The 17855-nt window shown below is 62.4% G+C and carries 15 protein-coding genes; 10 read left to right on the forward strand and 5 right to left on the reverse strand.

All coding sequences use genetic code 11. From position 1 onward, the window contains the following. Positions 1 to 95: 95 nt before the first annotated feature. Entirely contained in the window at positions 96 to 1331 is a 1236-nt protein-coding gene (locus AB4N92_RS23810; RefSeq protein WP_010211051.1) for a methionine gamma-lyase, read from the reverse strand. 123 nt (positions 1332 to 1454) lie between these two features. Here AB4N92_RS23810 and AB4N92_RS23815 point away from each other — a divergent pair, with 123 nt between their 5' ends. After that, the gene (locus AB4N92_RS23815; RefSeq protein WP_010211050.1) at positions 1455 to 1925 is read left to right on the forward strand and encodes an Lrp/AsnC family transcriptional regulator; all 471 of its coding nucleotides are present in this window, start codon (positions 1455 to 1457) and stop codon (positions 1923 to 1925) included. A gap of 149 nt (positions 1926 to 2074) precedes the next feature. After that, positions 2075 to 2512: a carboxymuconolactone decarboxylase family protein gene (locus tag AB4N92_RS23820; protein WP_021491739.1), complete on the forward strand. Its 438-nt coding sequence runs from the start codon at positions 2075 to 2077 to the stop codon at positions 2510 to 2512. Between the two features lie 3 nt (positions 2513 to 2515). Here the strand turns inward: AB4N92_RS23820 and AB4N92_RS23825 are convergent, their stop codons facing one another. Then, entirely contained in the window at positions 2516 to 4681 is a 2166-nt protein-coding gene (locus tag AB4N92_RS23825; RefSeq protein WP_044287026.1) for a TonB-dependent siderophore receptor, read from the reverse strand. A 192-nt stretch (positions 4682 to 4873) separates the two neighbouring features. Here AB4N92_RS23825 and AB4N92_RS23830 point away from each other — a divergent pair, with 192 nt between their 5' ends. Continuing rightward, positions 4874 to 5653, forward strand: a complete 780-nt coding sequence (locus AB4N92_RS23830; RefSeq protein ID WP_010211047.1) for an acetoin reductase — start codon at positions 4874 to 4876, stop codon at positions 5651 to 5653. A 57-nt stretch (positions 5654 to 5710) separates the two neighbouring features. Here AB4N92_RS23830 and AB4N92_RS23835 read toward each other — a convergent pair whose 3' ends face one another. Then, on the reverse strand, positions 5711 to 7576 hold the full coding sequence (locus AB4N92_RS23835; RefSeq protein WP_042572047.1) for a sigma-54-dependent Fis family transcriptional regulator: 1866 nt from the start codon (positions 7574 to 7576) through the stop codon (positions 5711 to 5713). Between the two features lie 309 nt (positions 7577 to 7885). Between AB4N92_RS23835 and AB4N92_RS23840 the strand changes: the two genes are divergently transcribed. Genes AB4N92_RS23840 through AB4N92_RS23850 form a run of 3 tightly spaced genes read left to right on the forward strand, consistent with a single transcriptional unit; the run spans position 7886 to position 11000 of the window. Continuing rightward, positions 7886 to 8863, forward strand: coding sequence for a thiamine pyrophosphate-dependent dehydrogenase E1 component subunit alpha (locus AB4N92_RS23840; RefSeq protein WP_010211044.1), 978 nt, complete (start codon positions 7886 to 7888; stop codon positions 8861 to 8863). A 26-nt stretch (positions 8864 to 8889) separates the two neighbouring features. After that, positions 8890 to 9909: an alpha-ketoacid dehydrogenase subunit beta gene (locus AB4N92_RS23845; protein ID WP_044287028.1), complete on the forward strand. Its 1020-nt coding sequence runs from the start codon at positions 8890 to 8892 to the stop codon at positions 9907 to 9909. Then, positions 9906 to 11000 carry an acetoin dehydrogenase dihydrolipoyllysine-residue acetyltransferase subunit gene (locus tag AB4N92_RS23850; protein WP_038453166.1) on the forward strand — a complete coding sequence of 365 codons (1095 nt, stop codon included), beginning with the start codon at positions 9906 to 9908 and terminating at the stop codon, positions 10998 to 11000. Before AB4N92_RS23845 ends, AB4N92_RS23850 begins: the two co-directional genes overlap by 4 nt. 9 nt (positions 11001 to 11009) lie before the next feature. On the opposite strand, the gene AB4N92_RS23855 is transcribed toward AB4N92_RS23850, so the two are convergent. Further along, positions 11010 to 11906 (reverse strand): helix-turn-helix domain-containing protein, encoded by an 897-nt coding sequence (locus AB4N92_RS23855; protein WP_042572049.1) that lies wholly within the window; start codon positions 11904 to 11906, stop codon positions 11010 to 11012. A gap of 140 nt (positions 11907 to 12046) precedes the next feature. Between AB4N92_RS23855 and AB4N92_RS23860 the strand changes: the two genes are divergently transcribed. The 3 genes from AB4N92_RS23860 to AB4N92_RS23870 are packed head-to-tail and all read left to right on the forward strand — an operon-like array spanning position 12047 to position 15807. Then, positions 12047 to 13405 carry a glutamine synthetase family protein gene (locus AB4N92_RS23860; protein WP_010211038.1) on the forward strand — a complete coding sequence of 453 codons (1359 nt, stop codon included), beginning with the start codon at positions 12047 to 12049 and terminating at the stop codon, positions 13403 to 13405. A gap of 24 nt (positions 13406 to 13429) precedes the next feature. Beyond that, entirely contained in the window at positions 13430 to 14518 is a 1089-nt protein-coding gene (locus AB4N92_RS23865; protein ID WP_010211037.1) for a polyamine ABC transporter substrate-binding protein, read from the forward strand. After that, positions 14515 to 15807, forward strand: coding sequence for an NAD(P)/FAD-dependent oxidoreductase (locus AB4N92_RS23870; protein WP_236267320.1), 1293 nt, complete (start codon positions 14515 to 14517; stop codon positions 15805 to 15807). The genes AB4N92_RS23865 and AB4N92_RS23870 overlap by 4 nt, the downstream gene beginning before the upstream one ends. A gap of 27 nt (positions 15808 to 15834) precedes the next feature. Here the strand turns inward: AB4N92_RS23870 and AB4N92_RS23875 are convergent, their stop codons facing one another. Next, positions 15835 to 16728, reverse strand: a complete 894-nt coding sequence (locus tag AB4N92_RS23875) for a LysR substrate-binding domain-containing protein (RefSeq protein WP_010211035.1) — start codon at positions 16726 to 16728, stop codon at positions 15835 to 15837. Between the two features lie 113 nt (positions 16729 to 16841). On the opposite strand from AB4N92_RS23875, the gene AB4N92_RS23880 reads away from it, so the two are divergent. Further along, entirely contained in the window at positions 16842 to 17846 is a 1005-nt protein-coding gene (locus AB4N92_RS23880; RefSeq protein ID WP_010211034.1) for an aldo/keto reductase, read from the forward strand. Positions 17847 to 17855 lie beyond the last annotated feature (9 nt).

Genomic DNA, 17855 nt, shown 5'->3' on the forward strand with positions numbered 1-17855 from the left:
CCGTTACCGAGCGTCCCCCTGAGATCGACATTCGCATGGCGGCACGGTTGGATGGCGGCGGCGACGGGAAGGGGGGCCAATCCTAGAAAATCGGATTAAAAGCTCGCCAGCTTGGAAGGACGCGTGGCAGTACGGGTGCACTTGGCCAGTGCCTGTTGCACATCCGCCAACAGGTCGGCCACGTCCTCAAGCCCTACCGACAAACGCACCAATCCCTCGCTGATGCCGTGCGCCGCGCGCTCCTGCGGGGTGTAGGTGGAATGGGTCATGCTCGCCGGGTGCTGGGCCAGTGACTCGGCATCACCCAGGCTGACCGCACGGGTAAACAACTTGAGCGCATTCATGAACCGCCGACCGGTTTCGATGCCGCCCTTGAGTTCGAAGGCGATCATGCCTCCGGGCATTTTCATCTGCTGTGTCGCCAGTTCGTACTGCGGGAACGAGCGCAATCCCGGGTACGTCACCGACTGCACGGCCGGGTGTGCCTGCAAGGCTTCGGCCACGGCCTGGGCGTTGCTGCAATGGCGATCCATGCGCAGGGCCAGGGTCTTGAGGCCGCGCATAAGCAGCGAGGCGTCCTGGGGCGACATCACCGCACCGGTCAGGTCCTTGAGGCCTTGCAGGCGAATGCGCTGGGCCAGGGCTTGGTTGCTTACGGCGATGCCCGCCGTGATATCGCCGTGGCCGCTGAGGTACTTGGTGGCCGAGTGCACCACCACGTCGGCGCCCAGCTCGAGGGGGCGTTGCAGATAGGGCGTGCAGTAGGTGTTGTCGACGACCAGGGTGACGTTCGGCTGCTGGTGGGCGAGGGCGGCCACGGCAGCGATATCCACCAGTCGCAGGTTGGGGTTGGCCGGGGTCTCGCAGTAGATCATGCGGGTGGCCGGGGTGAGTGCAGCTTGCAGTGCCGTCAGGTCAGTGAGGTCGACGTGCCGCACTTTGATACCGAATTCGCCGATGCCATGGTGCAGCAGGGCGAAGGTGCAGCCGTACAGGGTCTGGCTGACGATCACTTCGTCGCCAGGGCGCAGCAGGGTCCAGAACGTCGCGGCAATCGCGCCCATGCCGGAACTGAACGCCACTGCCGCGTCGCCGTTTTCCAGGGTCGCCATGCGCGACTCCAGCAGCGCCAGGGTCGGGTTGGAAATACGCGTATAGAAGTGCCCACTGGCTTCGCCGGCGAAACAGGCAGCGCCGTATTCGGCGGTGGGAAAAGCAAAGGTGGCAGACAGATAAATCGGCGGAACGAGCGCGCCGTGATGGTCCTTGGGGTCATAACCGTGGTGGATGGCGCGGGTGGAAAAGCCGAATGCATTGTGTTTATTGTTCATGTCGGGCGCTCCTTATTTCCTACAATGCTATGCTCATAATTGAAGATGAACTTTGCGATATTTGCCGCTAATTCCCGCACCACGGGATGAAAATCCGCTAAAAACAACAATCAGAGGCAAGTTATGCCCGTCAGCCTGGATCGTACCGACAAAGCCCTTTTAAACGCGTTGCAAGGGAACGCCCGTCTCACGGTGGCCGAGTTGGCCGACCGCGTATCCTTGACCACCTCGCCATGCTGGCGACGGGTGCGTAACCTGGAAGAGAGTGGGGTGATCAGTGGTTACCAGGCGATCCTCTCGCCCAAGGCCTTGGGGTTTGGGGTGACCGCCTTTGTGAGCATCATGATGGAGAGTCACACCCAGGAAATCGCACGGGCTTTCGAGCAGCGGCTGCTGGAGATACCGGAGATCGTGGCGTGCCATAACGTCTCGGGGCGCTATGACTTTTTGCTGGAAGTGGTGGCCAAAGACCTGGAGTCGTTTGGCGAGTTTGCGCGGGAGGTGTTGCAGACGCTGCCTTGCGTCAAGGAGATTTATTCGAGCTTTTCTTATAAGTCGGTCAGGGCGTTGAGGGTGATTCCGTTGCCGGGGTGATTGGGCAAATCCGTTATTTGGGTAACGGTTTTCGACACACTCCCCACGCCCAAAAATTGGTCACCCATTCTTACCCCAAATTGGATATTCCGCCCCCAAGGCCCGATGACTAACCTAGCCATCAATCCCCACTGCCCTGGAGCACCCCCATGCAAACCCGTACCGATTTCTACACCGCCTCCCCAGACGCCATGAAAGCCATGCTCGCCCTGGAAGCCGCCGTCGGCAAATTGTCCATCGAACTGCCGCTGCTGGAGCTGGTGCGCTTGCGCGTTTCACAAATCAACGGCTGTGCTTTCTGCCTGGATATGCACACCGCCGATGCCCGCAAAGGGGGCGAGACCGAACGCCGCCTGTACACCGTGTCGGCCTGGCGTGAAACGCCGTTCTTCACCCCGCGTGAACGCGCCGCCCTGGCCTGGGCCGAGAGCTTGACCCTGATCAGCCAGACCCATGCTCCGGATGAGGACTTCAACGCACTGGCCGCCGAATTCAGCCCTCAGGAGCAGGTTGACCTCAGCGTGGCGATCGCCACCATCAACAGTTGGAACCGCTTGGCCGTGGGTTTCCGCAAGATGCCCAAGTAAGCCTTAAAAGTTGACCGACGCACTCAGGCGCGCGTTCAAGGGCGCGCCCTGGAACAGATAGTCATCGCCCATGTACTCGCCCGCGTCGCGCCAGTAGCGCTTGTCGAACAGGTTGTCGACGCTCAGGCGAAATACCGTTTCATAGCCGCTCACCTTGGTGGTGTAGCGGCTGCCTACGTTCACCACGGCGTAATCGCCCACCTCCACATTGCCGCTGCGATTGGCGTACTTCTTGGCGCTGTATTGCACACCGCCCAGTACCGCCAGGCCGTTCACCCACGGCAACGCATAATCCGCATACACACTGGCGCGCAGCTTGGGCACGTTGATCGCTTGGTGGCCCTCATAGTCCGCGGTACCACTACCGGTCACCCGTGCGCGAATCGCCGTCACGCTGGTTGCGATCTGCAGGCGCTCGGTGGCCCAGCCGTTGGCCGACAGTTCCAGCCCGGTGTTTTTCTGCTCGCCCTGTTGCACATAGGTGAAGAGGCCGGCGCCATCCGGCTTGGCGTACTGGTAGGCCTGGCGGGTCTGGAACACCGCGGCGGCAAAGCTGATGCGACGCCAGTCGTATTTCACCCCGGCTTCGATTTGCCGTGAGGTGGTGGGCGCCAGGGTCTCATCAGCGTTGCTGGCGAACCACGGCGCAGTGCCGCCCAGGGACAAACCTTTGCTGTAGCGGGTGTAGAGCGAGATGTTTTCCACGGGCTTGTAGATCAACGACGCTTGCGGCAGGAAGACGTATTGCTGAGTGTGGCGTGTCTGGTTGCCAGTGGTCCCGTCGAAAGCTTTTTCATCCAGGCGTACTTCGCGGCCGCCGAGGAGGGTTTGCCATTGTTCGTTGAGGCGGATGCGGTCGGTGACGAACAGGCCATATTGACGGCTGTCGAGGTTGCGGTGGCTGTCGTTCAGTGGTTTGTCAGTGGGCATGAAGCTCGGTACATCTTCATCGATATTGGCGGTGCCGATGAACTCGTTCACCGATTTGCGCTTGTCGATCACGCGGCGAAAAGCACTGGTGCCGAAGGTCAGTTCATGGCCGATACCGCCGGTGTCGAACAACCCGGTCATGGCCGCCTGCACTTCGTCGTCGCGGCGGGTGTCGTCCGGGCTGCGGTAGTCGTAGACGTCGTAATTGCCTTCAGGGCTGAAGTAGTTGGGCACGCTCGATGAGCTGCAGCTGGTCGACCCATAGCAGCCCCAGGCAAACGAACTGTAGTCATCGATCACCACCTTGCTGCGCGCGGCGCTCACGCTGCCTTTCCATTGATCACTGAAACGGTATTCGAACTTGCCGTTGAGGTTCAGCGAGTCGATGCCCACCTGCCTGGAACCGGTCTGGTGACCCAGCAGTGTTTTCGGCGAGGCATTATGTGGCACTTCGGTGCCGCCCAACAGCTGGTAGCCCGGCACCGAGCGCTGCTGCTTGTTTTGGTACTCGGCGTCCAGTTGCAATACCGCGTCAGGGCTGATGTTCCAGTCGAAGGCCAGGGACACGAAATCGCGCTGGCCATTGGCGTGCTCAACATAGGCGTTGAGGTCTTCATGGGCCACGTTGGCACGCAGGCCGAACTGTTGCTCACTGCCGAACCAGCCGCCGACATCGGTGGCCACATAGCCGCTGCCACGGTCGTCGGTGGAGACGGTCACCGAACGCACGTCTTCCGGGCGCTTGGTGACGTAATTGATCACGCCGCTTGGTTCCGAGATACCGCTTTGCAGGCCCGCCAGGCCCTTGAGCACTTCCACCTGCTGCTTATTTTCCAGGGCGACGTTCTGTTCGCCGGTGATGGTGCGCCCATTGATCTTGTAGCTGCTCGCCGCATTCAGCGAAAAGCCGCGCACCACGAAGTTTTCGTAGTAGCCGATGGGCGCATAACTGTCACCCACCGAAGCGTCGTTGCGCAGCACTTCACTGAGCAGGCGCGCCTGCTGGTCCTTGATCAGCGCGGCGTTGATCACCGTGATCGAAGCCGGGGTGTCGAGCAGTGGTGCGTCATCGAAGCCGCCCACCGAGGCGGTTTCACTGCGGTAACCGGATTCATCCTGGCCCTGGACGTTAACTGCCGGCAGTTCGATTTCCGCCGCCAGGCTGCTGCCAATGCCACCACTGAGCAGCAGGCCGAGGGCGAAACGTGAGGAGACGACGGGACGAAAACGCAAAACCATGGGGGCAGGGCCTTAAAGCGCGGGGCGGGGGGCGCATAAGCTAGGCATAAGTGCGCACTTTTACAAGTTTTCGAGAATGACTCGCGGCTTGAGACGCTTCGTCTCAAGCCGCACACCCATCAGCCCGCGCCTCGACACGCCTTGCTGGACCTGCGATAGACAAGGCTTCCCTCATCATCGCAGGAGAACATCATGGCAATTACTGGAAAAGTCGCGCTGGTCACCGGCGCCGGTCAAGGCATTGGCCGGGCTATCGCCTTGCGCTTGGCACAGGACGGTGCCGACATCGCCCTGGTGGACATCAATGGCGCCAGGCTCGAAGCCGTGGCCAGCGAAGTCGTGGCGCTGGGCCGCCAGGCTTCGGTGTTCGTCGCCGATGTGTCCAAGCGCGAGCAGGTGGTGGCAGCGGTAGAGCACGCGCACCAGACTCTGGGTGGCTTCGACATCATCGTCAACAACGCCGGGGTCGCGCAGATCGACTCACTGCTGGAGGTCAGCCCGGAACAGGTCGAGCGCACCCTGGGTATCAACGTACAGGGCGTGCTGTGGGGTATCCAGGCGGCCGGCAAGAAGTTCAAGGCGCTCAAGCAGAAGGGCAAGATCATCAACGCCTGTTCCATTGCCGGCCACGAAGGCTTTGCGTTACTGGGTGTGTACTCGGCCACCAAGTTCGCCGTGCGCGCCTTGACCCAGGCCGCGGCCAAGGAGCTGGCGAGCGCCGGGATCACGGTCAACGCTTATTGCCCGGGTGTAGTGGGCACCGATATGTGGGTCGAGATCGACAAGCGCATGGCCGAAATCACCGGCGCTGATGTGGGCGCGACCTACAAGAAGTATGTGGATGGCATTGCCCTGGGCCGTGCAGAAACGCCGGAGGACGTGGCAGGGTTGGTCTCGTACCTGGCAGGGCCGGACTCCGACTACATGACCGGCCAATCGCCGCTGATCGATGGTGGCCTGGTCTACCGCTGACCCTCCATCTCCCCCGTAGGGGCCGGCAAGCCGGCTCCTACGGTGTTGCGGTGTGGGTCAGTGCCGCGGTTTGCCGGGCATGTCGATGCCCAGTTGGTTGACGCGGCGGTACAGCGTCGCACGGGAAATTCCCAGCGCCTGGGCCGTTGGCAACGGCTTCCAGCGATGACGAATCAACGCATCCAGCACCACCTGGCGTTCCGGACTCGCGCGATCTTCCGTCAGTGCCGCAACCTGTTCCCCACGCACTTCCACCGGCAAATCCGCCACCTGAACCGTACCGCCCTCACACACTGCACAGGCGTACGCCAGCACATGCCGCAGTTGCCGCACATTGCCGGGCCAGGCGTAACCCAGTAGCAGTTGCAACGCCGAAGGGGCGATGCCGACCGAGACCCTGCTGTTGCGCGCTTCCTGTTCCAGCAGCCGATTGATCAGGGCCAGCTTGTCGGTCCGTTCGCGCAACGGTGGCAGGCAGAAGCGTGCGCAACCCAGGCGAAAGAACAGGTCCTCGCGAAACCGGCCTTCACTGACCAGTACCGACAAATCACGGTGGCTGGCACAGATCACATGGATATCCACTGCACGGGTTTTCGCTGCGCCCAATGGCGCCACTTCACCCTCGGCCATCACCCGCAACAGGCGCGTCTGCAAGGCCAGCGGCATGTCGCCGATCTCATCGAGGAACAGCGTGCCGCCGTCGGCCTGCACCAACAGCCCCGGCATGCCTTTGCTGGACGCGCCGGTAAAGGCCCCGGCCACATAGCCGAACAGCTCGCTTTCAATCAGGTTTTCCGGGATCGCCGCGCAGTTCACCGCCACGAACGGCCCCGTGTGACGGGCGCTGCGCTCATGCAACTGGCGGGCAAACACCTCCTTGCCCGCACCGGTTTCGCCTTGTACCAGCACTGGCAGGTTACGGTTCTTGACTCGCAGGGCCAGGCGCAGATGCTCCTCCACGCGCGCATCGACCAGCGGGATCACCGCCGCACGCGCCGGTTTGCGTCGCGGGGCATTGACGCGTACGTGCAGGACCCCCGGCTCCCCCAACCATGGCAACTGCTGGGTGGCATCGTGGGTCACGGCGCGCAAGGCGTCCAAGTCGAATACATCACCGATATGCTCCGGCACCTGGCCAAAGCGCCGGCGCAGAGCCTGGCGCGCCTTGCTGTTCAGGGCATGCAGGCGGCCGTCCTGGTCCCAGGCCAGCAGCAGGTCGGGCTGGCTGTCCACGTATCCCGGTGTGCTGTGGGCCTGCAGCACCCAGTGCTGGCGGGCGCTGTGCATGAAAAAAGCGTTTTCGATGGCCTGGGCGCTCTGGGCTACCATCTGGCGCACCAAGTGCTGGCTGCGGCGGTCATCCGGAGATTTGAGTGCCGAGGCATCCATTACCCCCAACAGATTGCCTTGAGGGTCGAAGATCGGCGCGGCGGAGCAGGTAAGGCCGATGAAGGCTGCGCGGAAGTGGTCGCGCTTGTGCACCGTCACCGCTGATTGGCTGGTGAGCACCGTGGCCACGCCGCAAGTGCCTTCTTCGGCTTCCGACCAACAGGTGCCGAGGTACAGGCCGGCCTTGCGGCAGTCGTTGCGGATCGAGGTGTCCACGCGATGGTCGATGGTCTGGCCCTGGGCGTCGGTCAGCATCACGCAGTAATCGGCATGCCGCACGCGGTGGTGCAGTTGCCCGACTTCTTCGCTGGCAATGCGCATGAACAGGTCGGCGCGCTCGCGGCACTCCCTGAGCAATGGTTCGCTAAGGATGCGCGGCCCCTGCAGGGAACCGGGGTCCAGGTGATGTTGCTCCATGGAGCGTCGCCACGAATCGAAAATCAGCGACGGCACCGGAGCCTGGGGCAGGCGATCGGCGTTGCGGACCACACGACTGACGCAGTCGACGTGTTCTCTGGAGTGCGCGGCGAGCATAAAGCCTCCGGTTCTCGATCTTTGTTGTTATGCCCGTTATTAAGCGCGCATGCGTCGGGTCGGACAAGCGCGGGCTGACCAACTGCCCAGGATGAGACGCAGCGTCTCAAACCGCCCGAGACGCGGCCCGCACGTTGCAATGCCGCGTCTCATTCTGCGCTGGCTTGTCTTAGCGGCACAACCGTAAGGAACTGCTCTGGGTCAAGGCTTTGCCAGGTTTTTGCTGGCCTTGGCACAGGCTGTGCTGAAGGGCTTGTAGCTGGCCGCAGCCAGCCTTTTGTGCGTCGAGACAACCTGGAGAACAACAAGATGTCCACTCACCTGTCCACCGATCAATTGCTGCATGCCTACACCGTGATGCGCACCATCCGTGATTTCGAAGAACGCCTGCATGTGGAATTCGCCACCGGCGAGATCCCCGGTTTCGTGCACCTGTACGCCGGCCAGGAAGCCAGCGCCGCCGGGGTCATGGCTCACCTCAATGATGAGGATTGCATTGCTTCCAACCACCGCGGCCACGGCCATTGCATCGCCAAGGGCGTGGATGTGTTTGGCATGATGGCCGAGATCTACGGCAAGAAAACCGGCGTATGCGGCGGCAAGGGCGGCTCCATGCACATTGCCGACCAGGAGAAGGGCATGCTCGGTGCCAACGGCATTGTCGGCGCCGGCGCACCGTTGGCGGCCGGCGCGGCGCTGGCCTCCAAGCTCAAGGGCAGCCAGGGCGTGGCCGTGGCGTTTTTTGGCGACGGTGGTTCCAACGAAGGCGCGGTGTTCGAGGCGATGAACCTGGCCTCGATCATGAAACTGCCGTGCCTGTTCGTCGCGGAAAACAACGGCTATGCCGAGGCCACCGGTTCCGGTTGGTCGGTGGCGTGCAAGGACATCGCCGAACGGGCCGTGGGCTTTGGCATGCCGGGAGTGATCGTCGACGGCAATGATTTCTTCGCCGTGCACGCAGCGCTTGGCGTCGCCGTGGAGCGTGCGCGCAAGGGCGACGGGCCAACGTTGGTGGAAGTGAAGTTAAGCCGCTTCTACGGCCACTTCGAAGGCGATGCACAAACCTATCGCGGCCCCGACGAAGTGAAAAACCTGCGGGAAAACGCGGACTGCCTGGCGCTGTTTCGTCAGCGTTGCAGCGCCGAAGGCTGGCTCGATGCGGCGCAATTCGAGCGCATTGATGGCGAGGTCGCGCAGTTGATCGAGGACGCCGTGCGCCTGGCCAAGTCCGACCCCAAACCCCAGGCCGCCGACCTGCTCAGCGACGTCTACGTCGCGTATCCCTAATAACAACAATAGGTGGAGAGAATCTTATGGCTCGCAAAATCAGCTATCAGCAGGCAATCAACGAAGCCCTGGCCCAGGAAATGCGCCGCGACAAAAGCGTGTTCATTATTGGCCAGGATGTGTCCGGCGGCACCGGCTCACCTGGCGAGCAGGATGCCTGGGGCGGCGTGCTCGGCGTGACCAAGGGTCTGTACCCGGAGTTTCCCGAGCGCGTACTCGATGCGCCGTTGTCCGAAGTCGGCTACGTGGGCATGGCGGTCGGTGCTGCCACCCGTGGCATGCGCCCGGTGTGCGAATTGATGTTCGTCGATTTTATCGGCTGCTGCCTCGACCAGTTACTCAACCAGGCCGCCAAGTTCCGCTACATGTTCGGCGGCAAGACCACAACGCCGCTGGTGATTCGCGCCATGTACGGCGCCGGCCTGCGTGCGGCGGCCCAGCATTCGCAGATGCTCACTTCAATGTGGACCCACATTCCCGGCCTCAAGGTGGTGTGCCCGGCCACGCCGTATGATGCCAAGGGCATGCTGATCCAGGCGATCCGCGACAACGATCCGGTGATTTTCCTTGAGCACAAGATGCTTTACAGCCTGCAGGGCGAGGTGCCCGAAGAGCTGTACACCGTGCCTTTCGGTGAGGCCAACTTTGTTCGCGAGGGCAAGGATGTGACCCTGGTGACTTATGGGCGCATGGTGCATATCGCCCTGGAGGCCGCCGCCCAGCTGGCACGACAAGGCATCGACTGTGAGGTGCTGGACCTGCGCACCACCAGCCCGCTGGATCAAGACAGCATCCTTGAAAGTGTGGAAAAGACGGGCCGCTTGGTGGTGATCGACGAGTCCAACCCGCGTTGCTCCATGGCCACTGATATCAGTGCGTTGGTCGCCCAGCAGGGCTTTTCGTTCTTGCGCGCGCCGATCCAAATGGTCACCGCGCCGCACACGCCCGTGCCGTTCTCCGATGCACTGGAAGACCTGTACATCCCCAATGCGGCGAAGATCGAGGCCGCCGTGCTGAAGATCGCCGACAAGAGGACCGCCGCATGATCCATACCTTGACCATGCCCAAGTGGGGGCTATCGATGACCGAGGGCCGTATTGATGTCTGGCTCAAGCAACCCGGCGACCGGGTAGAGAAGGGTGAGGAAGTGCTGGACGTGGAGACCGACAAGATCTCCAGCAGCGTCGAGGCACCGTTCACTGGCGTGCTGCGCCGTGTGCTGGCGCTGAGTGACGAGACGCTGCCGGTGGGCGCATTGCTGGGGATTGTGGTAGAGGGCGAGGCCACCGAGGCAGAAATCGATGCGGTGATCGAACATTTCAACGCCGGGTTTGTTTCCAGTACCGCCGAAGCAGAGGCCTCGGGGCCCAGTGCGCAGAAGGTTGAAATAGGCGGGCGTTTGTTGCGCTATCTCGACTTGGGCGAGGGTGGCATTCCGTTGGTGCTGGTTCATGGATTCGGTGGCGACCTGAACAACTGGCTGTTCAACCAACCGGCATTGGCCGCCGAACGCCGTGTGGTCGCCCTTGACCTGCCAGCGCATGGTGAGTCGGGCAAGCAACTGCAACGCGGCGATGCTGATGAGCTGAGCCAAGCGGTGTTGGACCTGCTTGATCATCTAAAGCTCGACCGCGTGCACCTGGCCGGCCACTCCATGGGCGGGCTGGTCGTGCTGACCGTTGCCGACCGGGCGCCCCAGCGCGTCGCCTCACTGACCCTGATCGCCAGCGCCGGTCTGGGCATGGACATCAACGGTGATTACCTGCAAGGGTTTGCCGAGGCCAACAACCGCAATGCGCTCAAGCCGCAATTGATCCAACTGTTCAGCGATCCCGCGCTGGTGACGCGGCAGATGCTGGAGGACATGCTCAAGTTCAAGCGGTTGGAAGGAGTCGACCCGGCATTGCGGCAGCTCAATGCCGCGTTGTTCGAAGGCGGACGACAGAGGTTGGACAGGCGTCATGTGGTGGGCCGACAGCCGAGCCTGGTGATCTGGGGCAGCGACGATGCAATCATCCCGGCCAGTCACGCCGAGGGGTTGGACGCCCAAGTGGAGATCTTGCCGGGACAGGGCCATATGGTGCAGATGGAGGCGGCGGAGCGGGTCAACCACTTAATTGGCACTTTCCTGAAATAGCGCCCGCAGTCAGGCGTGACGCTTCAGGGTCTCGCTGGGCAACTCCTTGAACAGGGCGCGGTAGCTGTTGGAGAACCTTCCCAGGTGCCAGAACGACCAATTCATCGCCACTTCAGCGACGGTGGTCTCACGGGTCTGCAACAACTCCCGCCGCGCCCCATTCAACCGGCGCAGCCGCAACCACTGCGCCGGGCTCATCCCGGTGTAGGTCTTGAACCCCTGTTGCAACTGACGCAATGGCACGCCGGCAATCCGCGCCAGTTCCAACACGTTGACGATCTCATCCGGAGCATCCGCCGCCCATTCGCCGATGCGCGCCATCAATCGCCGTTCTTCGCTGCGCCGCTGCAACGAGTGGCGGTCCAGGCATACGCAGGCGTTGTCGAGGATGAACAGGCAGTCTTCCAGCAATTGCTGGGTGAGGGCATCGCGGCTGGCGGGGTCGATTGCTGTGGACAGGCGGGTGAGGGTGCCACTCAACCAACGACTGAACAGTCCATTCTGCTGGCAGGTCAGCGGCGCCATGAACAGGCCTTCAAGTTTCGCCACATCCAGCCCATGGCGTTGCACGAATTGCGACCCGAACACCACCGCCACTTCACGGTAGTTTTCCGGGGTGATCCAGGTGTTGTGGCTTTCACCGTTCAGCAGGTACAGCGCGTTGTCACTGCCGTCGAAACAGAAGGCCAGCGAGCCTGGCGGTGCGTTGAAATGCTGCTCCACGCGGGTGTTCATGCACTCTTCGTACACCTGCACACCTTGCAGGTCCAGGTAGCGGATTCGCCCGGCGAAATGCCCTGGGGACATCTGCTGGTACTGCTGCACCCAACCGGGTGTCGCACTGCATTGAGCAGCCACATCACCGGTGGTGAAGGCCTGTACGCGCAAAGCTGTTGCCTGTGTCATGGGTAACCTGGGCGCACTCTATTGGTGCGTTGTGGTTCGTGCAAAGTGGATAGATGCCGCAGGGGCGGCGGCATCAAGATAGACCTCAATGCGCCAGGAGTACAAGCCGGCGCATGCACCCAACCCATGACGAGGTCCTTATGAACGCCCCCTTCGATCAGCTGTCCGCCTGGCTGAAAGAACACAAGATTACCGAAGTCGAATGCGTGATCAGTGATTTGACTGGCATCGCACGCGGCAAGATTGCGCCCACCAACAAGTTCCTGCATGAGCGAGGCATGCGCCTGCCGGAAAGTGTGTTGCTGCAAACGGTAACCGGGGACTTTGTCGACGACGATGTCTACTACGACCTGCTCGACCCGGCTGACATCGACATGATCTGCCGTCCGGTGTCCCACGCCACCTATGTGGTGCCGTGGGCCATCGAGCCTACCGCGATCGTCATCCACGACACCTTCGACAAACAGGGCAACCCCATCGAACTGTCGCCGCGCAACGTGCTGAAGAAAGTCCTGCAGCTCTACACCGACCAGGGTTGGCAGCCGATCGTCGCGCCGGAAATGGAGTTCTACCTGACCCAGCGCTGCGAAGACCCGGACCTGCCGCTGAAAACCCCGATTGGCCGCTCCGGTCGCGCCGAGACCGGTCGCCAGTCGTTTTCCATCGACGCCGCCAACGAATTCGACCCACTGTTCGAAGACGTCTACGACTGGTGCGAAGCCCAGGGCCTGGACCTCGACACGCTGATCCACGAAGACGGCCCGGCGCAGATGGAAATCAACTTCCGCCACGGCGACGCCCTCGACCTGGCCGACCAAATCACCGTGTTCAAGCGCACCCTGCGCGAGGCCGCGCTCAAGCACAACGTGGCCGCCACGTTCATGGCCAAGCCGGTGGCCGACGAGCCTGGCAGCGCCATGCACCTGCACCAGAGCGTGGTCGACATCGCCACCGGCAAACCGGTGTTCGTCGATGCCGACGGCAAGATGAGCCAGCTTTTCCTGCACCACATCGGCGGCTTGCAGAAGTACATCCCCAAGCTGTTGCCGATGTTTGCGCCCAACGTGAACTCGTTCCGCCGCTTCCTGCCGGACACCTCGGCGCCGGTCAATGTCGAATGGGGCGAAGAAAACCGCACCGTTGGCCTGCGTGTGCCCACCTCCAGTCCCGACGCCATGCGCGTGGAAAACCGCTTGCCCGGCGCCGATGCCAATCCCTACCTGGCGATAGCGGCTAGTCTGCTGTGTGGCTACCTCGGGATGATCGAACAGATCGAGCCCAGCGCGCCGGTGGAGGGCCGCGCCTACGAGCGCCGTAACCTGCGCCTGCCGTTCACCCTCGAAGATGCGCTGGCACGCATGGAGGATTGCGCCACGGTCAAGCAGTACCTGGGCGACAAGTTCGTGCGCGGCTACGTCGCGGTCAAGCGCGCCGAGCACGAGAATTTCAAACGGGTGATCAGTTCCTGGGAGCGCGAGTTCCTGCTGTTGAGCGTCTAAAAAAACCAAAAAAGGGGTGTCGATATGCGTCTTGTGAAACAGCTTTTTCCGCTGGCCCTGGTGGCTGCGTTCAGCAGCGCCAGCCAGGCGGCGCCGACGGTCAGCGTCTACAACTGGACCGACTATATCGGTGAGACCACCCTGGCCGACTTCCAGGCCAAGACTGGGATCAAGCCGATCTACGACGTGTTCGACTCCAACGAAACCCTGGAGGGCAAGTTGCTGGCGGGACGCACCGGCTATGACGTGGTGGTGCCGTCCAACCACTTCCTGGCGCGCCAGGTGAAGGCCGGTGCGTTCCTCAAGCTGGACCGCGCGCAACTGCCCAACTTCAAGAACCTCGACCCCAAGTTGCTAAAGCTGTTGGAAAAGAATGACCCAGGCAACGCGCACTCGGTGCCGTACCTGTGGGGTACCAATGGCATCGGCTATAACGTCGACAAGGTCAAAGAGGTGCTGGGCATCGACGCTATCGATTCATGGGCGGTGCTGTTCGAGCCCGAGAACATCAAGAAGCTCAACCAGTGCGGCGTGGCTTTCCTCGATTCGGCGGACGAGCTGTTCCCGGCGATCCTCAATTACATGGGCAAGGACCCGCGCAGCGAGAATCCCGAGGACTACAAGCAGGCCGAGGCCAAGCTGCTGACGCTGCGGCCGTACATCACCTATTTCCATTCTTCCAAGTACATTTCGGACCTGGCCAACGGTAATATCTGCGTGGCCTTCGGTTATTCCGGCGACGTGTTCCAGGCGGCCAACCGTGCCAAGGAAGCCAAGAATGGTGTGAAGATCGCCTATTCGATTCCCAAGGAAGGCTCCAACCTGTGGTTCGACCTGCTGGCGATTCCCGCCGACGCGAGTCACCCGAAAGAAGCCCACGCGTTCATCAACTACCTGCTCGACCCTCAAGTGATCGCCAAGGTCAGCGCCTCGGTGGGGTATGCCAACGCCAACCCGGCGGCCAAGGCGTTCATGGACCCGGAACTGGTGAATAATCCTGAGGTGTACCCGTCCCAGGACGTGCTCGACAAACTCTATATTTCCACCACGCCGACCCCGGCAACCATGCGCCTGATGACCCGCGCCTGGAGCAAAGTGAAGACCAACAAATGATTCAGTCGACTGACCACGCCCGGTCCTACTACCGGGCTACGGCCAACGCTTTGACGGAGCGACCCGCATTGGGCACTGAGCTGACCGCCGACGTGTGCGTGATCGGCGGCGGTTTCACCGGCGTTAACACCGCCATCGAACTGGCCCAGCGCGGGCTCTCGGTGGTCCTGCTGGAAGCCCGCCGTATTGGCTGGGGTGCCAGCGGGCGCAACGGCGGGCAGTTGATTCGCGGTATCGGCCATGACGTGTCGGGATTCGGCAAGTACGTGGGCGAGGAGGGCGTGCGTTACCTGGAGCGCGCCGGCATCGACTCGGTGGCCTTGGTGGGCGAGCGTATCCGAACGCACCGCATCGACTGCGACTTGCGCTGGGGCTTTTGCGAGTTGGCCAACACCCCGGCGCAATTCGCGGCGTTCAAGGGCGAGCAGGCGCACCTGGCGGCGCTGGGTTACGCCCACGAAACGCGTCTGGTGGGGCCGCAGGATATACAGCAAGTAGTCGGCTCGCCGGTGTATGCCGGCGGCCTGGTGGACATGGGCTCCGGGCATCTTCACCCGTTGAATCTGGTTTTGGGTGAGGCTCGGTTGGCCGAATCCCTCGGGGTCCGGATTTTCGAGCACACCGAAGTACTCGAACTGATCCACGGCGACACGGTGCACGTGCGCTGCGCCGGCGGCACGGTGCGCGCCGCTAGCCTGGTGCTGGCGTGCAATGCTCATCTGGAGGAGCTGGAACCGCGCCTGAGTGGCAAGGTACTCCCGGCCGGCAGCTACATCATCGCCACCGAGCCGTTATCGGCGGATCTGGCCAACCAACTGATCCCGCAGAACCTGGCGCTGTGCGACCAGAAGGTCGGCCTGGATTATTACCGGTTGTCCGCAGACCGGCGCCTGTTGTTCGGCGGCGCCTGCCATTACTCCGGCCGCGACCCGGCGGACATTGCCGCTTACATGCAGCCGAAAATGCTCAAGGTGTTCCCGCAGCTCGCCAATACGGCCATCGAGTTCCAGTGGGGCGGCAAGATCGGCATTACCGCCAATCGCTTCCCGCAGGTCGGTCGCTTGAAGCAGTACCCCAACGTGTTTTACGCCCAGGGGTATTCCGGGCATGGGCTGAACGTGACGCATTGGTGCGCGAGGCTGTTGGCCGAGGGTATCCAGGCCGGTCACAGCACCGGGCTGGATATTTTCAGCCAGGTACCGCACATGACGTTTCCCGGTGGCAAGGCGCTGCGGTCGCCGCTGCTGGCGTTGGGGATGCTGTGGTATCGCCTGCGGGAATTGATTTAACTGACGCCCCCCACCTGTGGAGCTCCATCAATGCTCAGATTCGGTGAGCACCTTGCGAAAGGTTTCTACCAGCGGCCGCAGGTTGACGCGGTGCCACGCCGCCCACAGCGGGGTGGTGTAGTTCAACCACGGCAGTTCACGCAACACCACGCCGGGCGGGGCATTACGGCTCAGGCCTTTTTGCACCATGGCCACGCCCAGCCCTGACGCGACCAACCCCAGCGCAGTAAACGGCTCCCCGGCTTCCATGGGGATCTGCGGGGTGAAACCGGCGCGGATGCAGGCGGCGACGAAGTCGTCGGCGGGGTTGGCGCCGGGTTTGCGCTGCACGCCGATCCACTCCTGGTCCGCCAGGTGCTCGGGCAACAACTCGCTCTGACGGGCCAATGGATGATGCTCGGGCAAGGCCAGCAGCATGGGGTCATCCAGCACTTGCCGCGCGATAAGGTCCGGGTCGTCGGCGGCGGGTGGTTCGCCAACCAATGCGATATCCAGGCTGCGTTGGCGTAGGCCTTCCAGCTGTTCGAGAGACGGCAGGTTATACAGCTTGATATGCACGGTAGGCCGGTCGTCGCGCAACACGCGCAAGGCATTGGGCAGTACCCCGGCATGCATGGCGTTCTCGATATAGCCGATGCACAGGCCGCCTTCCTCACCTCGGCCCAGGCGCCTGCCCAAGGATTCCAGGCGGTTGGCGTGGGTCAGCAAGGCCTTGGTCTCGGCGAGGAAGGTCTGGCCGTCACGGGTCAGGCGGATGCGTTGCTGACTGCGTTCGAACAGGGTCAGTCCCAGGCGCTCTTCCAGCTGGGCTATCTGTCGGCTCAGCGGTGACTGGGAGATGTGCAAGCGCTCGGCAGCACGGCCGACGTGCTCTTCCTCGGCGACGACTTCGAAGTAGCGCAATTGGCGCAGGTCGATCATGTTAGACCTCTAGGGACTCAAGTTGGTCGCAGTATGTCTTGGACGGTCCGATCTGCGCAATCTAGGATCTGCTCAACGGTCACAGCGACCCCTGAACCCAGTGAGGATCTACCATGAGCTTGAAAGACAAACTCCCAGGCCAGCTCGGCTTCGGCACCGCGCCGCTGGGCAACATGTTCCGCGCCATTCCAGAAGACGAAGCCCAGGCCACTGTCGAGGCTGCCTGGAATGCCGGCGTGCGCTACTTCGACACCGCGCCGTTCTACGGCTCGGGCCTCTCGGAAATCCGCCTGGGCCACGCCCTGTCGCAGTACAACCGCGATGATTTCGTGCTCAGCACCAAGGTCGGCCGGGTGATCCTCGACGAAATAGAAGACAGCGCCCGCGACCTCGGCGAAAAAAGCGGCGTGTTCGAACACGGCCGCCCGAACAAGATGCTCAACGACTACAGCGCCGACGCCACCCTCCGCTCCATCGAAGACAGCCTGACCCGCCTGAACACTGACCGCCTGGACATCGTGTGGATTCACGACATCGCCCAGGACTTCTATGGCGACCAATGGCTGGAGTACTTCAACCAGGCCCGCACCGGTGCCTTCAAAGTGCTGACCCGCCTGCGTGAAGAGGGCGTGATCAAGGCCTGGGGCCTGGGCGTAAACCGCGTCGAGCCGTGCGAACTGACCCTGGACCTGACCGAAGCGCAGCCCGACGGCTTTTTGCTGGCCGGCCGCTACACACTGTTGGACCATGATCGTGCCCTGCAGCGCCTGATGGACGCGGCCCTGGCGCAGAACGTCGAGATCGTCGTCGGTGGCCCCTACAGCTCCGGCATCCTCGCGGGCGGCGCGCACTTCGAGTACCAGCAAGCCAGCCCGGCAATCATCCGCAAGGTCGAGCAAATCAGGGCGATTGCCCAGGCGTTTGGCGTCAGCGTGAAAGCGGCGGCGCTGCAATTCTCCCTGGCCCACCCGGCCGTGGCGGCAGTGATTCCAGGCGCCAGTCGTCCGGGGCGGATTGCCGAAGACGTTGCGGCGTTGTCAGAGACTATTCCGGCAGCCTTCTGGCAGGCCCTGCGCGAGGCCCGATTGATTTCGGACCGTGCACCACTGCCGCTTTAACTTCAGGAG

The sequence above is a fragment of the Pseudomonas sp. S3_A09 genome, from assembly GCF_054668065.1.